The sequence below is a fragment of the Brumicola pallidula DSM 14239 = ACAM 615 genome (genome assembly GCF_000428905.1).
Taxonomy (GTDB): domain Bacteria; phylum Pseudomonadota; class Gammaproteobacteria; order Enterobacterales; family Alteromonadaceae; genus Glaciecola; species Glaciecola pallidula.
The window spans coordinates 23,691-46,901 of the sequence record NZ_AUAV01000005.1; the positions used below are offsets into that span (position 1 = coordinate 23,691).

Sequence of the window (23,211 nt, forward strand, 5' to 3'; positions counted from 1 at the left end):
ATATGAAAATTCGCTTAGGTGACTTGTTAGTCCAAAATAACTTAATTAATGATGAACAATTGAAAATAGCGCTGTCAGAACAGCGCCAATCGGGTCGTAAGTTAGGGGCAACCCTGATCTCCCTGAAAATGGTAAGTGAAGGGCAATTACTTGAGTTGTTATCAACGCATTTAAATGTCCCATTGATCAATATAGATGATTATCGTGTCGACCCCGAGGCAGTTAAGTTACTTCCAGAAATTCAAGCGCGTCGATACCGTGCGCTGGTGCTCGACGATAAAGGCGATAAGTTACTTGTGGGCATGAGTGATCCGGGCGATATAAACGCAGTGGATGACCTTACTAACCGCCTACCTAAACCAATTGAAATAGCCGTTGTTAGTGAAACTCAATTATTTGCGGCTTACGAAAACTTTTACCGCAAAACCGAAGAAATTGCCTCATTCGCACAGGAATTAGCCGAAGAGTATGACGACTCACAAGACTTTGAACTTAATATTGGTGTTGATGGCGAACAAGATACCGCCGTTGCCAAACTGCTGCATTCTATATTTGAAGATGCTGTCCTAGCTAAGGCATCGGATATACATATTGAACCAGAAGAAAATCAACTGCGTATCCGCCAACGTGTTGATGGTCAGTTGCAAGAAACAGTTATTCCCGAGCGTAACATCGCAGCAGCATTGGTGCTGCGATTAAAGCTGATGTCGGGTCTGGATATCTCAGAGAAGCGTTTACCGCAAGATGGTCGCGCACAGATAAAAATAAAAGGTCGCGTTATTGATGTCCGTTTATCGACCATGCCGGTGCAAAACGGCGAGTCGGTGGTAATGCGTTTACTTGACCAATCAGAGGGCATTTTAACTCTTAGTCAAACTGGTATGCCGCCGAGTATCGTTAAACGATATAGAAAGCTATTACAACGACCGCACGGCATGATCCTGGTCACTGGCCCAACAGGTTCAGGTAAAACCACCACATTATATGGCTCATTGTCTGAGCTGAATAAGCCACACTCAAAAATTATCACAGTTGAAGACCCGGTTGAATACCGATTACCACGGATTAACCAAGTACAAGTTAATCCCAAAATTGACTTAACTTTTTCGCGCGTTCTTAGAACCACCCTTCGCCAAGATCCCGATATTATTATGGTGGGTGAAATGCGTGACAAAGAAACTGTCGAAATTGGTCTTCGCGGCGCATTAACCGGTCACTTAGTACTCTCTACTTTGCATACTAATGACAGCATTAGTAGTGCTATTCGTTTACTCGACATGGGTGCTCCTGGTTATTTAGTCGCCAGTTCACTGCGGGCAATTATCGCGCAACGACTCGTGCGGCGTATATGTGATAACTGCAGTGTGGATGAAGAAGTCTCTAAGGAAGCCCATTTTTGGCTTAAGACGCTCAACGAAGACATCTCTAATATCACATTCAAAAAAGGCGCAGGCTGTCAAAAATGCAACCAAAGTGGTTATCGTGGACGTGTTGGTGTATTTGAATTACTCGAAATGACTGAAGCCATGATGAGTGCCTTAAAAAATAACGATACAAGTGCTTTCTCAGATGCCGCGCGTCTTAGTCCTGACTATAAACCATTGGCCCATTCGGCATTACTTTACGCCAAAGAGGGGATTACGAGTATTGATGAGGTCTTAAAACTAGTCGAAATGGTCGGTGATATGCAGGATGAAGACGATACCGAACACGCGGCAGAGGATGACATTCCTGCGGCATTAATACCACAACCTGAACCCGCACCATCGAAGCTGTCTGATAGTCTGCAAACCGATTTTGGTCCCTCAGGCTTGTCACTCGAGGATGATAACTAATGGCCTTCTTTGCTTACAAGGGACGGGAGCAAGGCGGTGTGCTGGTTGATGGAACGATCGACGCAAGTGACGCCGCAACCGCCGCAAAAATGCTGATGACAAGGAATATTATCCCTGTTGATATTAAGGCGATGTCTAGTAAGTTGGATAAAAAGCAAGGATCCACTGATTTTGGCTTATTTGTACCGCAAATCAGTATTGACGATTTAGTTATCTTTGCTCGGCAAATGTATTCATTGGCAAAAGCCGGTATACCTATTATTCGATCAGTTGCGGGATTAGCGAATACAAACTCAAAACGCATGAGCCATGCACTTAACGCTGTTATTGAACAATTAGAACGTGGCCGAAATTTATCTTCTGCACTTGCTCAGCATCCAAAAATTTTCAATCAACTTTTCGTCAGTGTTGTGCACGTAGGCGAAAATACAGGTCGTTTGGATGACGCTTTTATGCAACTTGCACAATACCTGCAGAGAGAACAAGAAACCCGTAAACAAATAAAAGCAGCAACACGTTATCCCATGTTTGTCGTATTTGCCCTGTTTGCAGCCCTCATTGTTATGAATATTTTCGTTATTCCTGTGTTTGCAGGTATGTTCGAAAAGTTTGATGCCGAACTGCCTGCTATGACTTTGTTTTTAATAGGAATGTCTAACTTCTTTGTTACCAAGTGGTGGGTCTTGATTATCCTTAGTATGGTATGTTTTTTCATAACAAGGGGTTATCTTGATACTAAACAAGGGCGTTACAAATGGGATAAGTTAATACTAGAGGTTCCATTGGTAGGTTCTATCATAGAACGTTCTTTGTTAGGTCGCTTCGCTCGCAGTTTTTCTATGATGCTAAAAGCGGGGGTGCCATTAACGACAGCATTGAATTTAGTTGCTGATGCAGTCAGTAATAGTTACATGAGAAAAGCCATCATTGGTATGCGTCAGCGCATTGAAAAAGGTGAAAATTTGTCTCGTGTCGCCCAAGCCAGTGGTTTGTTTACGCCATTGGTTATGCAAATGATTAATGTAGGTGAAGAAACGGGTCGTGTTGACGAGTTGTTGAAGGAAGTCGCTGAGTTTTATGAGCGCGAGGTTGAATATGACTTAAAGAGTCTAACCTCAAAGATAGAACCTATTTTGATAGCCATTGTGGCAGCTATGGTGTTGGTATTGGCGTTAGGCATATTCACACCTATGTGGGACATGATGAGCGTAGTGCAAGGTAAATAATGTCAAGCACACTGTTTCGCTTCGTGTGGGTGTTAATCGTCATTATGGTGTTAGCCACGGGCCTATATAAAAGTCTGTTGGGCGGCAATAGCGATGCATGGGAAAATGTTGGTTTTGAAAATGTACAAACAGCCATGGAGAAAGGCATAGCACAAATGCATTGGCAGTGGCAGTTTGAAGGTAGACCGAATTCGATTTTGTATGCAACGTCAAATGTTAAACGCGTTGAGCGTATTGAAATTAATAACAAAGGTTGGCCTAACTTGGCGCAATCAAATGAAGCTTGCAGTGCTTTTTTAAATATATTTGCAGGCTCAGTAGTAGTCGAAGTTGGGGCCTTAGAACTTGATGTCAATGTTGAGAAACAGTTAGGTATCAAAGTTGAGTTGATAGTACTACAGAGCGTTAATGACTCAAGCGAACTAGTCGATATATGTCGTTATAGTCGAAAGGGTCAAAATTTTGAATATCATCTTGGCACAGGAAATCTGTTTTAAGATCCAATTGAATTAAATGGTAGGAGACATCATGGCAACGGTTAACAATATGAAACAACAAGGCTTTACGCTAATAGAACTGGTTATTGTTGTTGTTATTCTTGGGCTTCTAGCAGCAACGGCAATACCGCGCTTCTTGGATGTGCCCAAAGATGCTGAAGATGCCACTGTTGAGGGCGTTGCCGGTGGTTTTGCGACAAGCGTTGGTTTGGTTCGCGCACAGTGGGAAATCGAAGGTCGACCGCAGGACAACAACGGTAACAATTTGAGTTTTGTGACCATTGAAGGGCTTTTAATTGGTGTCGATAGTGATACCGGTTATCCAACGGGCCAATTAAATAATGATACAAGTTCGGAAGACGACAGCATGAGTCGCTTGGACTGTGAAAGTATCTTCAACCTAATTATGCAGAGTGCACCAACGATTACGTCAACTTGGAGTACGCAGGCAGTAAAAGATTTTCGATACTTCACGAATGTGAATGAAAATGCCGGTTCGGGTGGTAACGATGTTTGTCATTACTATCTCACTCAAACCGTAAAGAACAACACTAATGAGCCCACTACCACGGGTATAGGAAACGGCTTTGTTTATGATCCAAGGATTGGTCAGGTGATTGTATTTAGTAATAACTAAGTGAATAGGTATTGCTCCATATTGTTATAACGTTTTAACTTTTAAATTTAATAAAAACATCCAATTCGAAGGAATTATTATGAAAAACCAAATGAGCAAGCAAAAAGGCTTCACATTAATCGAACTAATCATCGTTATCGTGATCCTAGGTATACTGGCTGTAACTGCAGCGCCGCGTTTTATTGACTTGCAGGCTGATGCGAAAGAATCAACACTTAACGGTATCAGAGCATCTTTGCAAGGTGGGTCACAACTTGTATATGCGAAGGCTGCAATTAATGGTCTATTGAAGGGCACTGAAGCCGCGCCGGCAATGGTTCCTCTAAGAGTAGATAGTTCTGGTGATGCAGTCACAATATCAACAGTGTATGGCTACCCAAATGCGGTAACGGTTACCGGTAATGCAAACGTAGTAGAGTTCGTTGATTTAGATTCTGCAAAATTTAATATAACTAATGCTGACACACCAGAGGGGAACTTCATTGTGGCGCTTGGCAACGCTGGAGTGGAAACAGGTGAGTGTTATGTTCGATATACCAATGCGCTAGAAAATGCATCACCAATCATCACGGTTGTTGCTACAGGTTGTTAAGACCTTTTTTTGAGCACTATTACAATGATATGGCACTTATCGGTTCCTAAATACTCAAAAGCTCAAGGCGGGTTTACCCTTCTTGAGCTTATTGTCGTGATGATTATTCTTGGTATTTTAGCTGTCTATGCTGTACCTAAGTTCAGCGGTGCTGGCGGCTATTCTGAGTATACTTATCAGAACCGGCTTATATCCGTGTTGCGCAATATGCAAATTAGAGCCATGCAGGATTCACGTCCTTTGTTTTGTCATAGAATAAATTTTACTAACACAAGTAGCCAAGTCGCCTTCGGTCCGGCCTCAAGCAATTATGCATCAGGTAACGAATTGGGTACTTGCGCTAGTTCGATTGATTATAGCTCCCCAGAATATTTAAGAACCTCTGCTACTGAAATACTAGAAGCAAACGTATTAATGACTGCCTTTGATGGCTCAACATCTATTGGTGCTATTGATTTTGATTCCTTTGGTTCGCCACTAACAACCGCATCTAATTGCAGTGCCGGATGCACGGTCACTTTTACTGGCGTGGCCGCTGCACAAGTTTGTATTGAGTCGGAAGGCTTTATTCATGCGTGTTAATTTAGCCAATCAAACTCAGCTTGCGCGCTCTGTATCTATCGGAGCACAGCGAGGTTTTACCTTGATCGAACTGATTGTGGGTATTGTTATTTTTTCAATCGCCATGGTTTTGGTGGTTAGTTTTTTACAACCGCAAGTGAAAAAGGGTATTGATCCTATTTGGCAAGTACGAGCTGCGTCGTTAGGGCAATCGTTGAGTAATGAAATTTTAGCCAAATCCTTTGACCAACACTCAAATCAGGTTGGTGGCATGCTGCGATGCAATGAAAGCGTATTAGAACCGGCAGTGCCTTGCACCAGCAGCGATGATCTTGGACCTGACGCGGGCGAGGACCGTGGCTCATTCAATGACGTTGATGATTACCATGGACTTGATGTTACCGGGGTATTAATTTTAAATTCACTGGGCTTAACTACCAATGTAGATGGTGTCAACATTTATGCCGGCTTTAGTGCTGAAGTTAGCGTGTTCTACGATCAGAACCACGACGGCATTAACGACGCAGATCTCGACCAAGATGGCGTTTTAGAGGACCCAGCATATGTTGCCAACAAGAAACTGGTGGCAGTCACTATTACAACGCCCGGTGGTGAGCGAATCAGAATGACAAGCTTCAAGGGTAATTTTTAATGATTACTCCAACAGCAAAGCTTAGCAATAAAGGGGGATTTACCTTAGTTGAATTAGTCGTGGTGTTGGTTGTATTATCGATTGTGTCAGTCGGTATGGCCCGTTTTATTCGCTCATCTACGCAAATTTTTATTGACGCTAGCGAGCGCGAACAATTACTGCGAGAAGGCAGTTTTGCGGTTGAACGAATTAATCGCGAAATCTCGGCGGCAGTGCCAAATTCAGTTCGACTCACGGGCAACGCTGGGGTTCATTGTTTACAGTTCGTGCCAATCCGGTGGAGCTCATTTTACCTAACGCTACCACTGACGCCAAGTAGTGATCGTGAAATCGATATTATCGAAATGCAAGACATTGATGGTAATGTGTTTACACCCGTTGCAGGAAGTGACTATGCGTTGGTTTATCCAACAAGCTCGAATGACGTGTATTCAAATACGAGCAATCGACGTCAGCTAATTAACGCCTGCAGCGACGACGGTGATGGCGATTGCGCAACCAACGATGATACTGACAGCGTGGTCCAACTGACACTGGATGGCGCATTTTCCCAAGCTAGCCCTGCAAAACGTATTTATATTGCCAATTCAGCGGTAAATTACTGCGTAAGAAATAATGCGATTTATCGCCATGAGTCAGCTATTTCGGCAACCCAAACAACCTTTATTAGTGGGGGTGTGTTAATGGCAGAAAACCTAGCCAATCAATTAAGTGCAAACCCTAATGCAGCCAATACTAATAGTAAAAATCCGTTCAGAATTGTCGATGCTTCCCTGCGCCGAAATGCATACACACAAACTCAGTTTATTTTTACCCGAGACGGCGAAAATATGACGTTTACTCAGGAGATACATGTTCCCAATGTGCCTTAGTAAAAGTACAAAAAATACACATGCTATGCAGTTACTACGCTATCGAAAAAACAGGTGCCGTGGGGCTGAGCATCAGCGTGGCAGTATGATTGTGATGGCCTTGTTTGCCATTATCGTTTTGGCGCTATTAGCTGGCACGCTAGTTAATATGATCAGTACGTCGTCCAACTCAGTCCTGTATGAAGTGTATGGCGTGCGTGCAAAAAACGCAGCGCAGGTAGGTATTCAAGAATTAGCTATGGCCTCCTTTCCTCTAGGAACAGGCCCACAACAATGCAATCAAGTTATTGCAAACTCCGCTACCTTTGGATCAATTTCTGGATTTCAGGCCTGTGAGTTTAGTGCGCGATGTACCACAACAGATATCAATTTTAACGGCGAAGACTATCGTTATTATCGTTTTTCAAGCACAGGAAGTTGCGGGCTTGATGGCGTCGTGGTGAGTCGAACTTTGTCAGTCGACGCTATGCAAGAGAATTAGATGATGAAAAGAATACTTAAAAAGAATTTACAAAACCTAAAAGCAGTCTCTGCGAGTTTGTTGAGCTTGACCTTGACGAACGCAATTGTCGCAGATTGCCGCAAGGTTTTTGGAACAGTACTGTCAACTTATGCGAGTACCGAAGCGACAACCCTAAGCAGTTTATCTGCCGATATAATGAGGGCGCACAAAGAATGAATCTTCAACACAGAAATTCACGCAATGTGATTGTTTACTTACTGTGGGTTTTATCCATATTCCCATCAACCGCCTTCAGCGGGACTGAACAAGTTAGGGTGAGTAGCGGAAATAACGACGCCGAAGAACTGATCAGTAACGGCGACATGTACCGCGACAGCAGTGACCTTGAATTTGGTCATGATGATTATGCCGGTGGTCTGCAAATTGTTGGTATGCGTTTTGAGAGTATTAATATTCCACAGGGAGCAACAATCACCTCGGCCCACATTCAATTTGTAACAGATGATGCCAATAGTGGGACCACTAATCTTGTTATATTCGGTGAAGATAATGAGAGCCCTAATGTATTTTCAAATAGTGATGACAACATTAGTGATAGAACAAAAACGTCGGCTTCTGTAAATTGGTCTCCTGCAGCATGGAATAATGAGAACGAACTTCAACAAACCTCTGATATAAGCGTCATTATTCAAGAAATTGTAAACCGAACAGGCTGGGCGGCCAATAATGACATAGCGGTTATTATTGAGCCTGGGTCTGGTTGCACGTCAAGTAGCTGTGAGCGAACAGCTACATCACACGATGGCGATTCTGGCGATGCACCTTTATTGGTTGTTAATTATTTGGTTGAACCACAGCCTCCCATTGCAGAATACCGCTTTGACGAATTGAGTTGGGGTGGTATCAGCGATGAAGTTACTGATAATTCGGGTAACGATTTCGATGGCATCGCGATTGGAGGGATTTCAACAGCAGCCGGAAAAATATGTAATGCTGCTAATATCCCCGCTAATAATAGTGCATCAATAGTCGAGGCTGTTGACAGTGGGGTCGATCTGGATACAACTATCGGCTCCAGTGGGACTATTAGCCTTTGGTATCAAGGTAATAGTGCTTGGAATTCAGGGGTGGATAAAATACTATTTGATGCCAGTTCTGGTGATAAATACTTCGTTGCATCCATTGCGCCTGACGGTAGAGTCAAATTTTTTTTTGAAGATGGCAGAGATCGAGATTTCCAGAATACAACTGTTAATGCTTTCTCGGTAGGGCCTGGGGTTTGGAAACACCTGACGTTTGTATGGGACGTTGCTAACATCACGGCCAAAATTTTCGTCGATGGTGTAGAACAGAATGTCTCCCGGAACAACAGATATGGAGGCAAGACACCATTTACCGGTTTGGCAACGCTCTATTTTGGTGCCAAGCGAAGTAGATCTTACGGTGTAGGTCAATCATCTGCTGATGGATTAATTGACGAGGCCCTAGTGTTTGACTCAGTGTTGACATCCGCTCAGATCCAAACCATTTTCACTAATCAGGACGCGGGTAATAACTACGATGGCAGTGCCCGAAGCTGTCCACCACCACCACCACCGCCACTTGCCTGTGATTCTGGCTTGCTAAATGCTGTTGGCATTGGAATTGACAATGCTGGTAATAACTCTAGGATAAACACAACAACGGAAGCGCTAAATATCCATGCGGCTTGGCTGAACGCAGGTTCACCGGCATCTGGTTTAATAGACGGTGGCGCATATAATGTTGCTGCTAGTGGTTCAAGCAACGTTGATCGCATCGACTTTGGTGGCAGTGCTCACGATTTTGCAGGCACATTACCTTACCCTGGGGCTAGTGCAGGAGTTGCTGATTCAAATTTTTTAGTGCATACATCAGGAACGCTCAGTTTGCCTGCAGGTGATTATACTATTTATGTTGAGAGTGATGACGGTTTTAGTTTTATCATGAATACACTCTCCGGTGACGTTGTTTCATTCAATAAATTTGGCAGCTCAAATAGCGGCGCGAATAATGAGTTAAGGTTTGAAAATAGAGCTGGCAATTCAAATACGGGTGGGTCTTTCACCTTAACGCAAGACTCTTTATTTGACATAGCGGCTATATTCTTTGAACGTGGTGGGGATGACTTTTTAGAAATTTCTATTGCAAATAATATCCGAACTAATGTCGCGCCTTCAGGTTATGAAATTCTGCGTGATGGTGCTATTGGCGGTGCTGTGACATTCGGGGCATGCGTAGCCCCAACCCCAGTCTTAGAATATCGTTTCGAAGAACTCAGCTGGGATGGCAGTTCAGGTGAGGTTATTGACAACACGGGTAATGGTTATAATGCCCAGGTTATCAGTAATTCTGTACCTGAAACCGCTTCGCCAGCACTAACCGGTAATCCGGGCACCTGCGGTTATTCGAACCAAAACAATGGTTCTATTCAAGCAACAGGATTGCCATTAGATACCACTACCGAAGGTGTTAAAACCACAGTTACATTCTGGATGAATTGGAATGGGACGGGGAATTCAATGCCTATCAGTTGGAATTATCACGACATATGGTTTAATAACGGTAGTGTGGGGTTCAATACTTTTAATAACGATATTTACGGCATTTCAAGTGCAGGTCTGGAGAATGGGTGGCATCACGTTGCAGTAGAATTCACTAATGGTAGTGTTACCAGCAACCGCATGCATATTAATGGTATAGAGCAGACTTTAAGCCAACGTTTTGGATCGCCGAACAATAATAACGCTTATGTCAATGCACAAATGATGGTTGGCGGCGTTTCTCATTCGACGGATTACCATTTTAATGGTCAACTAGACGAATTCAGGGTGTATGAAACTGCGTTGAGTACTTCTCAAGTAGAGACCATCATGGCTGAAACTCACGCTTGTGCTGAACCTGCTGTCCACCACTATGAAATTATTCATGATGGCCAAGGATTAACTTGTGATGCTGAAACGGTAACGATTAAAGCTTGCGCCGATGCAAGTTGTTCAACGTTAAGTGCCCAGCCAGTCACCCTTGACTTTCTTGCTGACGGCGCGGTTAAAAGTTCTCCAACCTTCACCGGCAGCACCACCGTTACTTTTAATAATACCGATGTTGAAACCTTGACCTTGTCATTAACTAATACCTCAATTACAGCCTCTAACGCACTTGCGTGTGAAGAACCTAACGGTAATTCTTGTGATATAGAATTTACTGATGCAGGCTTCAGGTTTTTGTCAGGTGCAGGTAATAGCACGACCTTACCTAATCAAACATCAGGTGCCGTATTTGGCGATAGCCTAAAAATTCAGGCTGTGCAGGATACTGACGGTGTTTGTACTGGCTTATTTAGTGGTAATAAGAATGTGGATTTATCGCAGCAGAATGTTCAACCAGGCGGCACCAGCGGTCTCAATTTTACTATTGATGGCAATACGGTTGCGAAACACTCAAGTACCACTAATACCACATTGAACTTTGGTGCCGACAGCATTGCAATAATACCAACACCGATATATCACGACGCAGGACAAATTCGTTTACATGCTAACTATAATGTCGGCGGCGTGACATTGACCGGCACCAGTAATTCGTTTTGGGTCAGTCCAGCAGAGCTTGTTGTTAGCGCAAAATCAGGGGCAACGAACTTAGATGGTGCAACAGCAACAGCAACAACTACGTATGCCGCAGGAGAGAACTTTGATCTAACCGTGACGGCTTATAACGCCGCTACTCCTGCCGTCATTACGCTAAACTATTCACCCGGACAAATACAGTTAATGCTTACTCGCACGGGACCTACATTAACCAGTAGCGTAAACGGTAATCTAAGCTATCGAGTAGCGAGCACTATGGCAACTAGCGCCAGCCCAGCATTTCAAGATGTGACGTTGACCAGCTTTTCCTCCGGAGTGTCCACTTATAATGCAGCGCAATATTCAGAAGTAGGCTTACTTAACCTCGACGCTCAAGACAGCGATTATGGCAATGCAAGTATTGTTATTCCAGCTGTGGCAATTAACATTGGTCGCTTTGTCCCTGAGCGCTTTGCGCAAACAGTCGCAGATGATGGTTATTTTATAGCGACATGCAATGCGTCAACAGCATATGCGGCCTATAGCGGTCAAATGGACGAAGCTAGCAATAGTATGGGTGCAATTTCATACTTAAGTAATCCCATCTTGGCAATTACGGCTTACAACAAGCAAGGTAATATTACCCAAAACTATTACCAGGACAGTCAGGGTAGCAGCAATGATTACATGAAGCTCGGCGCTTTAAATATTAACTTGACTACCCCGACCTTTGACGAAATCGCGGTAGGCGTTGACAGTAACAAACTTCCCTTAACGGCCACTATGAATACAGGTACCTTGAGTCAAACTAACTTGACCGCGTTATCTAGTGGTGCTGCATTACCCAAAGGAGTGCTGCACTACCAATTATCAGATGCTGACCACTTTTTCTACAACCGATCTGCTAACGCATTAATCGCTCCATTTACGTCGGATATCGATTTTTCTGTCGCGACCATTACGGATTCTGACAATGTAGGCGTAACAACCACAGTTGATGCGTCACCCACAGGTGTTGAAATTCGATTTGGTCGTTTGCTGTTGGAAAATAGCTTTGGACCGGAAACCTCAAATTTCCCGCAACCGATGCAAATTGAGCATTTTGATGGTACTACGTTTGTTGCTACTCCTGATGACAATTGCGCTGGTTACGATGCAGGTAAAATATCACTTACCCATATTAGCTTAGATCCTGCGCTGACCGATGCACTTGGCGGAGCTGGACGTTTCCTTAGCGGTAAAACTCAGACCATTGAATTGCAAGCTCCGGGTGCTGGAAATCAAGGTCAGATAGGTGTCTCATACGACGCCTATGATTGGTTTAAATATGATTGGGCCAACGACGGTGCTTATGATAACAGCCCTTCAGCTGTCGCCACGTTTGGTATTTTCCGTGGCAACGATCGCACAATACACTGGCGCGAAGTCTTTAACGATTAGAAGTCTTTAACGATTAGAAGTCTTTAACGATTAGAAGTCTTTAACGATTAAATTTTGTAGGCATTACTTGCCCTTATCACAAGGCGTTGGTAAAATCACTGAATTAGCCCTATAATCCTGTTCTAACTGCCCACCAGTTCTTTTTTTCAACTGAATTCGTGGGCCCAAAAAATAACAAAAATAACGCAAAGGCATTCCATGTTTAAAAAGCTTCGAGGCATGTTCTCAAACGACCTTTCGATCGATTTAGGTACCGCGAACACGCTTATCTACATAAAGGATCAAGGTATTGTCCTCAACGAACCATCAGTAGTGGCTATACGCCAAGAGCGAGCAGGTGGTCCAAAAAGTGTGGCTGCAGTAGGCCACGAAGCAAAGCAAATGCTAGGCCGAACGCCGGGAAACATCAAGGCTATTCGACCCATGAAAGACGGCGTTATTGCCGATTTTTACGTGACTGAAAAAATGCTTCAGCATTTTATCAAGCAGGTCCATGACAATAACTTCCTCAGACCAAGTCCTCGTGTTTTGGTTTGTGTGCCGTGCGGTTCAACACAAGTTGAGCGCCGTGCAATTCGCGAATCGGCATTGGGTGCTGGTGCTCGTGAAGTTTACTTAATTGACGAGCCAATGGCAGCGGCTATTGGTGCTGGTTTACCTGTATCTGAAGCAACCGGTTCAATGGTCGTTGATATTGGCGGTGGTACAACCGAAGTGGCTATCATTTCTTTGAATGGTGTGGTGTATTCTTCATCAGTCAGAATTGGTGGTGATAAATTTGACGAAGCTATCATTAACTACATCCGCAGAAATTTTGGCTCGCTCATTGGCGAAGCTACCGCAGAGCGAATTAAGCACGAGATTGGTACTGCCTATCCTGGCGAAGAAGTAAGAGAGATTGAAGTTCGCGGTCGTAATCTTGCAGAAGGTGTTCCTCGTGGCTTTATTCTTAACAGCAACGAAATTTTAGAAGCCCTTCAAGAACCATTGTCAGGCATAGTCAGTGCAGTCATGGTTGCCTTAGAGCAGTCTCCACCTGAACTGGCATCGGATATTTCCGAACGAGGCATGGTCCTCACAGGTGGTGGTGCATTGTTAAAAGACCTCGATCGTTTATTAATGGAAGAAACGGGTATCCCCGTCGTTATTGCTGATGACCCTCTTACATGTGTTGCTCGTGGTGGTGGTAAAGCATTCGACATGATTGATTTACATGGTGGCGACTTATTTAGTTATGAATAAGGGCTGGCGTTAGCCTTTTATTTTAATATGAATGAAGTTTTTGCTCGTGGCCCAAGTTTATTTGTTCGCTTAGCTATTATTTTAGTGCTATCTCTTGGCGCTATGATTGTAGATACCAAAGTGGCTAACTTTGCCACTGCAAGGACTTATCTGAATTCAATGGTAAGTCCGCTGCAATACATTGCGAACTTGCCAGGTGCAATGCTGAGCTGGAGCGCAGATCGTTTTAGTTCGCGCCAAACACTGTTAAAAAATAATGAAAAACTAACCAACCAAGTTACCTTGATGAGCGAGCAACTTCAGCGCTTTCGCATATTAGAACAAGAAAATAAAAACTTGCGTAAACTGCTCGATGCGCCAGTGCGCGACAGCATGCACAAAATGATCACTGAACTTATGGCCGTCGATACCAGCCCCTACAGTCATCAAATTGTGATAAATAAAGGGGCCTTAGATGGTGTTTTCTTAAGCCAGTCAGTATTAGATGATAGCGGTATTGTTGGTCAAATATCTGAAGTTGGTACTACTAATAGCAGGGTGTTATTAATATCTGACGTTACGCACGCTATTCCCGTTAGAATTGAGCGTAACAATGTGCGATTCATTGCCGTAGGTGATGGTAGCCTAGATTCTCTGCAGCTGCAGCACGTGCCTCATAGCGCAGATATTGAAGAAGGCGATATACTCGTCTCATCTGGACTCGGAGAGGTTTTCCCTGAAGGTTATCCGGTTGGCACAATAACTAAAATTATACGCAATGAAAGTAGACCTTTTGCAGAAGTCACGGCAACACCATTTGCAAAATTAGACCGTATAAAATACCTGTTGCTTCTTTGGCCTCAAGAAACTGCTCCAGCAGGCGCGATTGCGCCAAATACGATATTAACTGATGCGATACCACCTGAAGACTTAGAGGAAAAGCAGTGAAGTTAAATCAGACTCTGATCCCAGCAAGCATTATTGTGGCGTTTATTCTGCAAATTATGCCCATGCCTGCGTCTATTGACGTTTATCGTCCGGATTGGTTGTTATTACTTTTATGTTATTGGACGATGGCATTACCCAACAGAGTTGGTGTCGGCGCAACCGCTATTTGTGGGGTGGTTTTGGATGTGCTTTACGGCACTTCTTTGGGCGTGCATAGTTTTGCAATGGTCATTCCAGTGTATTTAGTTGCTGCCAACTATCAACGTTTTAGAAACTACAGTGTGGTGCAACAGGCCATCATGATTTTTATCTTGTCGATGCTCTATCATATGCTTGTTTACTGGCTACAATATTGGTTAACTGGCGTGCAGTTTAGATTCGAGTTTTTGTGGCCGGTTATCACATCTGTATTTTTATGGCCTTGGTTGTTTTGGTTTTTAAGACGTTACCGCAGATTATTCCGAGTCACCTAATATGCCTAAATTGCATAACTTACCTAAAGTCATCCTAGCGTCGGCTTCAAGCCGTCGCCATGAGCTTCTATCATATCTCCTTAGTGATTTTGAAATCCAAGTGGCTGACATCGATGAAACGCCGCATTCAGGCGAGATGCCAGAGGCCCTTGTTAGCCGACTCGCTAATTCAAAAGCGCATGCAATATGGCTTAAAAATCCAGATTCTATAGTTATCGGGGCTGATACTATTGTTACGTTTGGCGCTGAAATTTTTGGTAAACCGCTAAGCCAAAATGATAGTATGACAATCTTGAAAAAGTTATCTGAGCAGCGCCATATTGTTATGACCGGTGTTGCGATGTTTGGCGCAAACAAAAAAATATCGACAGTGGTGAGAACTGAAGTCGAATTTACTAGTCTATCTGATAAGCAAATAAGCGCCTATTGGCGAACGGGTGAACCCCACGACAAGGCTGGTAGTTACGCTATTCAGGGTATAGGCGGAAAATTCGTCAAACAAATTAATGGCAGCTACAGCAACGTTGTTGGGCTACCTCTAGTTGAAACAGAATCAATGTTAGCACAAATGGGAATACATGAATGAGCGCAGAACTGTTAATTAATGTGACGCCATCAGAATCCAGAGTGGCTTTAATCGAGAATGGTATTCTGCAAGAAATTCACATCGAAAGGCACACGAAAAGAGGCTTAGTAGGGAATATTTATCGCGGCAAAGTCAGTCGAGTTTTGCCTGGGATGCAAGCCGCTTTTGTTGATATTGGCTTGGATAAAGCTGCATTTTTACATGCCTCGGACATTGCAGTACATGATGAAATTGCGGTTGAAGTATCTGAAACTGTGATAGAAAAGAAAGACATAAGAGAATTAGTCAGAGATGGCCAAGACATTGTTGTTCAGGTTGTCAAAGATCCTCTTGGCACCAAAGGTGCACGCTTAACAACAGACATTACATTACCTTCACGCTATTTGGTATTCATGCCTAATGTGACGCATGTAGGAATTTCACAACGTATCGAGGATGCGTCAGAACGTGAGCGCTTAAAGAGCTTAGTTGAATCATTGTGTGATGAAAATGGCGGCTTTATTTTACGTACGGCAGCGGAAGGTGTTTCTGAAAATGAACTGCATCAAGATGCCGATTTTTTACGTCGTTTATGGGCAAAAATTCAATCACGTCTTAAACTTAAAAAAACTCACGTGTTGTATGAAGATTTACCATTGGCACGACGTGTATTAAGAGATTTTGTTGGTACAGAATTAGATCGCATCCGAATTGATTCAAAGTTATCTTTTACCGAATTACAGCAGTTCACCAAAGACTATGTTCCAGAACTCAGTAATAAGCTTGAATACTATACAGGTGAGCGTCCCATTTTCGATTTATATGATGTTGAAAATGAGGCTCAACGTATACTGGAACGGAGAGTTGATCTTAAATCAGGCGGTTATCTTATTATCGATCAAACCGAAGCTATGACAACCATAGATATCAACACGGGCGCTTTTGTTGGTCATCGTAATTTAGAAGAAACCATCTTTAACACCAATATCGAAGCCACATTATCCATTGCTAGGCAACTGCGTTTGCGCAACTTAGGTGGCATGATACTCATCGACTTTATCGACATGATGGAACAAGATCACAAAAGACGTGTCCTACACAGTCTAGAGGGTGCAATGAGTAAAGACCGAGCAAAGTCGAATATTCATGGCTTCACTGCCTTGGGTTTAATCGAAATGACTCGCAAGCGCACCCGAGAAAGCCTTGAACATATCTTGTGTGGCGAATGTCCTGCCTGCAAAGGCCGCGGCAGCATCAAAACGGTTGAAACCATTTGTTTTGAAATTATGCGTGAAATTGTCAGAGTGAATCGCGCTTATGAAGCCGATAAATTCGTCGTTTATGCATCATCCATTGTTGCTGACGCACTTTTAGGTGAGGAATCCCATATGTTGGCTGAATTGGAAGTGTTCGTGTGCAAGCAAATTAAAATACAAACGGAGTTGTTGTATCATCAAGACAAATTTGATGTGGTAATGATGTGAATAAACTGTCAAGTATAGCAACTTATATTGTCCGAAAAATATGGACACTCATCGCGATTACGCTAGTTTTATTCGCCCTTTTGATGAGTCTGCTGCGCTATTCTTTGCCGTTACTAAACGACAAAAAACAAATTTTTGAGGATTACGCACAAACAGAATATGGCGTAGGTCTGCAAATTGAATCAATTTCAGCTTCATGGCAGGGTGTGGGTCCTGCGCTTGTGCTCGAAGGTGTTACCCTCGAACAGAGTGAAAATTCACCCATTCAATTGAATATCCGAGATATTTATGTCGAAATCGATTTTTGGGATTCGCTGCTAACGCGTCAAGTCTCGTCAAAAAGCTTCAGTTTAGATGGTTTGTCATTAGATATTGATTTACAACAAATTCAGACCTCAGGCAACGACTTTCCAATTCTTGATGCTTTGGAGGGGCTTTTTCTTGAGCAGTTACAAACCTTCTCCTTGGTCAATAGTGAGGTAACAATTAGCGGGGAAAATAACCGCCAATCCTTTAATATCGCAAATTTGTCTTGGATAAATAAAGGAGAACGCCACCAAGGTTCTGGACTTATTACGGTGTCTGAGATTGCAACTAATTCCGCGGTTTTTGTGATTGATCTAAAAGGTCGAGCCGATAACTTCGATGGTACTATTTATGCGAAAGCAGATGAATTAGATGTATCTCCTTGGATCAACGAGTTTTCTGCTCTAGAGAGTGAGTTGCTTGAAGGCAGAGCCAACTTTGAGTTTTGGGCTGATATCAATCGTAAAACAATTACGAAAGTGTACGGCAATATAAAACCAACTAGATTTATTTGGAAGCAAGATGAAGTAGACCTAACTAGCGGCATAGAATCCGGCGTATTTGTCGCTCAGCCTGTGGATAATAAATGGCTATTTAACGTCAATGATCTCACTGTCTCCGTGTATGACAAAACCATAATGACGAATTGGAAAGGGTCTATTTCCAAACAGGGCGAACTGCAAGTTCAAGCTACAGATAGCTTCGCCATAACCCCGCTACTACCAATCGTTGGCTTGTTTAATAGCAACTTACTCCAGCAGTTAAAAGAGCTTAAACCAACAAGTACAATTTCAGACTTAGCTATTCAAAAAAGACCTACTGGTGTTTCTGCACATTTTAATATGAACGACATTCAGTGGGGTTCTAGTCAACAAGTGCCGGGACTTTCAAGTCTAGATGCTGAATTTTCATGGCAAAAAAATATTGGCGCTATTCACGTGTTGGGTAACAACATTGAGATTAAGGCTGACAAAATTTTTACGCAAACCTTAAATATTCAGAGTATTGATTTGCCAATTCAATTTTATCAAACCGATGATACTTGGATTGTCTCTTCAACATCGGGTGCCATTGTGCTGCCTGAAACTTCTATTAAGCCTACTTTTGAATACCAAGTTAATAATGGTTTTTTATCTCTGGCTACGGATATTGGTGAATTAGATGTATCACATATTCGTCGATTTTTGCCATTAGAACCCTATCTTGGTGAAGGTGTTAGTCGGTATCTCAATGAGGCCTTCTATGCTCAGGGCAAAATAGTAGGTGCCCAACTACTTTGGCATGGCAAGTTTAGTCAATTTCCGTTTAAGCAAAATCAAGGTATCTTTCAAGCGAATGTAGCGATACAAGATGCAGACTTTTCGTTTAGCAGTAGTTGGCCTAGCGTCGATGGCTTAGATATTGATTTAGCTTTTGAAAACTTGGGTTTATCAATGCAAAGTACGGCGGCGACTATTGCAAGCTTGGAAGTAACAGAGTTGAAAGGCTACATTCCATTATTTGTCGCTGGCGCTGATCTTATTATTGAAGCGACGGCGACTGGCTCCGGCGATGATGTCTCGCGATTACTAGCAAAGAGCAGCTTGTCGGAGGGCCTAGGGAAAATATTAAGTACGGATATTATCGTAAGTAACGATTTAACCACAAAACTATCGTTATACATTCCTCTTGATGCTCCGCAGCAGACATCAGCCAGCGGTATTGTGACCTTGCCTAACAATTTTGTGCAAATTCCAAGTTTGTTATTAGACTTAGAGAATGTCGATGGGCGCATAACATTTGACAATGATAACGTGCTTTTTTCTGGTCTAGAGGCGAATTTGCTTGGGCAAGCCATTATTGCTGATTTCAACGGTGCTAATAGCAATAACGAATATCGTTTTGATGTATCGGTTGATGGAAATTGGGACCTGAAACCGCTACTCCCGTTTGTAAGTAACGAATTGGGCGACTATGTGAAAGGAAGTTCGACATGGAGCTCGTCAATTAATGTTGCCATAGGAAAAGAAGACTTTTCTTATATGGCCACATTGTTTACTAAATTAGATGAAGTCAGCTCTATCTTGCCAGGGCCCTTTGACAAAAAACAAGGAGATAACAAAACAATTAAGCTTGAAGCTAACGGCAATCCACAAGCCTCAACCATAAAACTTGCCTTTGGTGAACAGATCCGCTTTGACGGTATTCTACCGCATAAAGAAATGCAGTTTAGTCGAGCGCATTTAGCTATTGGTGAAACTGATTTTGTTGGTAGAGGTGTCGGTTTTAGTGTTAGTGCAAAGTTACCAAAAATATACTTGGCTACATGGTATCAAAGTATTTCAGCTCTACTCGCCGGTGTTTCTGATGATAATTCATCAGCCCGAAAACCAATATTGGCCGCACCGCAACGTATTTTTATTGAAACCGAAAATTTGATTTTCGCAGGTCAAGCGCTTACCGATGTCAACGTGGCAGTAAAAACTACGAACAACGACTGGATACTTGATGTTTTGTCCGATGAAGCCAAAGCACAAATAACATTTCATAATCGTTGGATAGAGGAAGGAATTGAAATAGATGCTGACTTCGTTCGGTTTGATACATGGGTGGAGCAGGACAATCAGCCTCGCCCAGATATAGAGCCGCAATCATTGCCCCGCATTAGAATCAATTGCAACGAATGCCAAGTATTTGGTAATCATTTAGGCGAAATTAAGTTTGAAAGTTTCCCTAACAATGATGGTTTGAGAATAGAAGATATTCAAATCAATGGCAAGAACGGCAATATTCGTGCAAACGGTCAGTGGTACAAGCGTAACGATGATCACTACACCTTCATTAATGGTGATTTAAAAAGCGGAGATTTTGGTGCGTTTTTGAAAGATTTCCAATTTGACTCTGGGATCAAGGACAGTGAAGCAGCAATGGATTTTGCGTTTACGTGGAAAGCGTCCCCATTCGACTTTGCATTTGACCATTTAGATGGTGAAATGCAATGGCAGCTATCAGATGGTTATATAACCGAAGTTAGTGACAAAGGTTCACGCATATTCACACTACTGAGTTTAGATTCACTTGTTCGAAAATTAAGTTTAGATTTCAGAGATGTGTTTGCCAAAGGTTTTTTCTACGATGATATGCAAGGCAGCGTGCAAATTACAGAGGGTAAAGCGGACACTCGAGATACCAAGATAGATGGTGGAGCCGGTGAGATGGAAATTTATGGCTACACGGATTTAGTCGCTAAGGAGCTTAATTACAATGTGAGTTTTACTCCAAATGTAACCGGTAACCTGCCAGTGTTGGTCTATTTTATGGTCAATCCACCTACCGCACTGGCTGCGTTGGCGCTCGATCAAGTGTTGACATCGGCTAAAGTGATTTCCAACATCAATTATAGTATTACCGGCACTTTAGAAGCTCCCGTACTAATCGAAACTGGACGAGAAAGTACTGAGGTTGCGCTACCAGCAAGAAGAGACCCGTTGCCTGAACTGGATAATAATTTTATTCCTCCAACCAAGGAAGATACACTAATGATGGAAGTAAAAGATGGTGCTGAGTGATGACTGACCTTGTTGCCATTCAAATAACCTCGACTCCGAGTATCGAACATAATTTAGAATCGATCGAACGACAATTAGTACAGCTACACGACAAGCAACAGTTGGTCGTTTTACCCGAGTGTTTTGCCTTCTTCGGGGCGCACGATAAGAAACAAATTGATATTGCCGAAACTTTTGATGATGGGCCAATACAGTCTGCGGTGTCGACGTTAGCAAAGCGCTATAATAAGTGGATTGTAGCCGGTACCTTGCCAATAAAACCTTTAAAAAATCACGTTGTGAGCGCTGAGGCCGAGAAATTCTATGCGGCGAGTTTGGTTTATAACAATGAAGGCGTGGTAGTTAGCCGTTATGACAAGATTCATTTATTTGATGTCATTGTTAATGACAATATAGCTTACTACAAGGAGTCTGCAACGACTTTACCTGGTGAAAACATCATTACCTTCGATAGCCCTTGGGGCACTGTAGGGCAGATAGTTTGTTATGATTTGCGCTTCCCCGAGCTAATTCAAAAGATGCCGCAGCTTGACATATTAGTCGTTCCCAGTGCATTTACGCGCCGCACCGGTGAGGCTCACTGGCACGCTTTGCTGCAAGCGAGGAGTATCGAAAATCAGTGTTATGTAGTAGCATCTGCTCAAACTGGCGTTCATAATAATGGACGCGAAACCTATGGAAATAGTTGTCTTTATTCTCCATGGGGAGAATTACTTGCTAATCTACCTGCTGGTGAAGGCTGGATTGCAGCTAAATATGACAATGCATTATTGGCTAACATTCGCAAAGAAATGCCGATACAACAACATAAACATAATAGGAAACAATTTTGAGCCAATCTGTAGAACATAATCTTCTTACGGCCTCAGGGATTGACAAAAATAGGCTCTCTTCTTTATTAGAAGACGTGTTTTCTCATCAAACCAACTTTGCTGATTTATACTTTCAGTCAAGCCAGCATGAAAGCTGGGTCTTGGAAGATGGGATTGTTAAAGACGGCAGTTACAATATAGAGAGAGGCGTTGGCGTTCGTGTAATATCGGGTGAAAAAACTGGATTTGCTTACTCTGATGAAATTTCAAGTCGTGCTTTAGCCGATGCTTGCAAGGCTGCCAGAGGAATAGCGCCTGCTGGCGGTATACACAAGGTCGATGGATTTAGTGCCGTGGGCCATAAGGCATTATACACTGAAAAAAATCCAATTTTGAGCATGCAAGACAGTGCCAAAATTACGCTTTTACAAACCGTAGATCGCTACATTAGAAAAACCGCTCCGCATGCAACTCAAGTGGTTGTCAGTTTAAGCGGTGTCTATGAAGAAGTATTAGTTGCAGCTACGGATGGTACTTTTGCAACTGATATTCGCCCACTTATTCGCTTAAACTGCTCTGTGTTACTTGAAAAAGAGGGTAAACGAGAGCGTGGAAGTGCAGGTGCGGGCGGACGTCGCACCTATGATTACTTTGAAAGTATCGTTAAGGACAATAAACCGTTATATGAACAGCTTGCTGATGAAGCAATACATATGGCTGAAGTCAACTTAGCTGCTGTTCCAGCACCCGCAGGACAAATGCCGGTTGTTCTCGGCAGTGGTTGGCCGGGTGTGCTTTTACATGAAGCAGTTGGTCATGGACTTGAAGGGGATTTTAATCGTAAAGGTGCGTCAACATTTAGTGGTCGTATTGGACAGCAGGTGGCCGCTAAAGGCGTCACTGTAGTTGATGATGGCACAATGGTAGACCGTCGCGGATCATTATCAGTTGATGATGAAGGCGTACCGACTCAGCGCAATGTGCTTATTGAGGATGGCGTGTTAAAGGGCTACATGCAAGACAAGCATAACGCGTCCTTAATGGGGTTAAGTCCCACTGGCAATGGACGGCGTGAAAGCTATGCACATTTGCCAATGCCACGTATGACAAATACTTATATGCTCGCTGGGCAGCATAGTCCTGAAGATATTATTGCTTCAGTTGAGAGGGGTATTTATGCTCCTAACTTTGGTGGTGGTCAGGTCGATATTACCTCTGGAAAATTCGTGTTCTCTACTTCTGAAGCTTACCTAATTGAAAATGGGAAGGTAACTACACCAATAAAAGGCGCTACGTTGATTGGTAATGGACCTGAAGTCATGCAGCAAATTTCCATGATAGGAAATGATTTATCATTGGATATGGGTATTGGTGTTTGTGGTAAAGATGGTCAATCACTGCCTGTTGGTGTTGGTCAACCGACTCTGAAAGTGGATAAACTTACCGTAGGTGGAACAGTCTAAGGCACTCATTTCGTAACAGGGGCTAGGATTTA

18 protein-coding genes are annotated in these 23,211 nt (G+C 43.0%); all 18 read left to right on the plus strand.

The genetic code is table 11. The annotated features are described in order from the left end of the window. Positions 1–2: 2 nt before the first annotated feature. The 18 genes from G399_RS0100120 (at position 3) to tldD (ending at position 23,179) form a co-directional block, all read left to right on the plus strand. The gene (locus G399_RS0100120) at positions 3–1,835 is read left to right on the plus strand and encodes a GspE/PulE family protein (protein ID WP_006012829.1); all 1,833 of its coding nucleotides are present in this window, start codon (positions 3–5) and stop codon (positions 1,833–1,835) included. Continuing rightward, the gene (locus G399_RS0100125) at positions 1,835–3,061 is read left to right on the plus strand and encodes a type II secretion system F family protein (protein WP_006012828.1); all 1,227 of its coding nucleotides are present in this window, start codon (positions 1,835–1,837) and stop codon (positions 3,059–3,061) included. The genes G399_RS0100120 and G399_RS0100125 overlap by 1 nt, the downstream gene beginning before the upstream one ends. Then, positions 3,061–3,558: a hypothetical protein gene (locus G399_RS0100130; RefSeq protein ID WP_006012826.1), complete on the plus strand. Its 498-nt coding sequence runs from the start codon at positions 3,061–3,063 to the stop codon at positions 3,556–3,558. Before G399_RS0100125 ends, G399_RS0100130 begins: the two co-directional genes overlap by 1 nt. A 31-nt stretch (positions 3,559–3,589) precedes the next feature. Further along, positions 3,590–4,195 carry a pilus assembly FimT family protein gene (locus tag G399_RS0100135; protein ID WP_006012824.1) on the plus strand — a complete coding sequence of 202 codons (606 nt, stop codon included), beginning with the start codon at positions 3,590–3,592 and terminating at the stop codon, positions 4,193–4,195. A gap of 79 nt (positions 4,196–4,274) precedes the next feature. Beyond that, complete coding sequence (locus G399_RS22710; protein WP_006012822.1) at positions 4,275–4,787, plus strand: prepilin-type N-terminal cleavage/methylation domain-containing protein; 513 nt, start codon at positions 4,275–4,277, stop codon at positions 4,785–4,787. Between the two features lie 24 nt (positions 4,788–4,811). Next, on the plus strand, positions 4,812–5,369 hold the full coding sequence (locus tag G399_RS0100145; protein ID WP_006012820.1) for a pilus assembly FimT family protein: 558 nt from the start codon (positions 4,812–4,814) through the stop codon (positions 5,367–5,369). After that, a complete protein-coding gene (locus G399_RS0100150; protein WP_006012819.1) occupies positions 5,359–6,000 on the plus strand; it encodes a type IV pilus modification PilV family protein in 642 nt (213 codons plus the stop codon). The genes G399_RS0100145 and G399_RS0100150 overlap by 11 nt, the downstream gene beginning before the upstream one ends. After that, positions 6,000–6,872: a prepilin-type N-terminal cleavage/methylation domain-containing protein gene (locus tag G399_RS0100155; protein ID WP_006012818.1), complete on the plus strand. Its 873-nt coding sequence runs from the start codon at positions 6,000–6,002 to the stop codon at positions 6,870–6,872. The genes G399_RS0100150 and G399_RS0100155 overlap by 1 nt, the downstream gene beginning before the upstream one ends. Then, entirely contained in the window at positions 6,853–7,353 is a 501-nt protein-coding gene (locus G399_RS19855) for a hypothetical protein (protein WP_006012817.1), read from the plus strand. The genes G399_RS0100155 and G399_RS19855 overlap by 20 nt, the downstream gene beginning before the upstream one ends. Before the next feature lie 194 nt (positions 7,354–7,547). Beyond that, a complete protein-coding gene (locus tag G399_RS22420) occupies positions 7,548–12,359 on the plus strand; it encodes a DUF6701 domain-containing protein (RefSeq protein ID WP_006012814.1) in 4,812 nt (1,603 codons plus the stop codon). 198 nt (positions 12,360–12,557) lie between these two features. Further along, the gene (locus G399_RS0100175) at positions 12,558–13,601 is read left to right on the plus strand and encodes a rod shape-determining protein (protein WP_006012812.1); all 1,044 of its coding nucleotides are present in this window, start codon (positions 12,558–12,560) and stop codon (positions 13,599–13,601) included. Between the two features lie 27 nt (positions 13,602–13,628). Continuing rightward, on the plus strand, positions 13,629–14,528 hold the full coding sequence (gene mreC / locus G399_RS0100180; protein ID WP_006012811.1) for a rod shape-determining protein MreC: 900 nt from the start codon (positions 13,629–13,631) through the stop codon (positions 14,526–14,528). Beyond that, entirely contained in the window at positions 14,525–15,001 is a 477-nt protein-coding gene (gene mreD / locus G399_RS0100185; protein ID WP_006012810.1) for a rod shape-determining protein MreD, read from the plus strand. The genes mreC and mreD overlap by 4 nt, the downstream gene beginning before the upstream one ends. Position 15,002: 1 nt before the next feature. Then, positions 15,003–15,587 (plus strand): Maf family protein, encoded by a 585-nt coding sequence (locus G399_RS0100190; RefSeq protein WP_006012809.1) that lies wholly within the window; start codon positions 15,003–15,005, stop codon positions 15,585–15,587. Continuing rightward, positions 15,584–17,050 (plus strand): ribonuclease G, encoded by a 1,467-nt coding sequence (gene rng, locus G399_RS0100195; protein WP_006012808.1) that lies wholly within the window; start codon positions 15,584–15,586, stop codon positions 17,048–17,050. Before G399_RS0100190 ends, rng begins: the two co-directional genes overlap by 4 nt. Further along, the gene (locus tag G399_RS0100200) at positions 17,047–20,904 is read left to right on the plus strand and encodes a YhdP family protein (RefSeq protein ID WP_006012807.1); all 3,858 of its coding nucleotides are present in this window, start codon (positions 17,047–17,049) and stop codon (positions 20,902–20,904) included. Before rng ends, G399_RS0100200 begins: the two co-directional genes overlap by 4 nt. Further along, entirely contained in the window at positions 20,904–21,737 is an 834-nt protein-coding gene (locus G399_RS0100205; protein WP_006012805.1) for a carbon-nitrogen hydrolase family protein, read from the plus strand. Before G399_RS0100200 ends, G399_RS0100205 begins: the two co-directional genes overlap by 1 nt. Continuing rightward, positions 21,734–23,179: a metalloprotease TldD gene (gene tldD / locus G399_RS0100210; RefSeq protein ID WP_006012804.1), complete on the plus strand. Its 1,446-nt coding sequence runs from the start codon at positions 21,734–21,736 to the stop codon at positions 23,177–23,179. The genes G399_RS0100205 and tldD overlap by 4 nt, the downstream gene beginning before the upstream one ends. Positions 23,180–23,211: the final 32 nt, after the last annotated feature.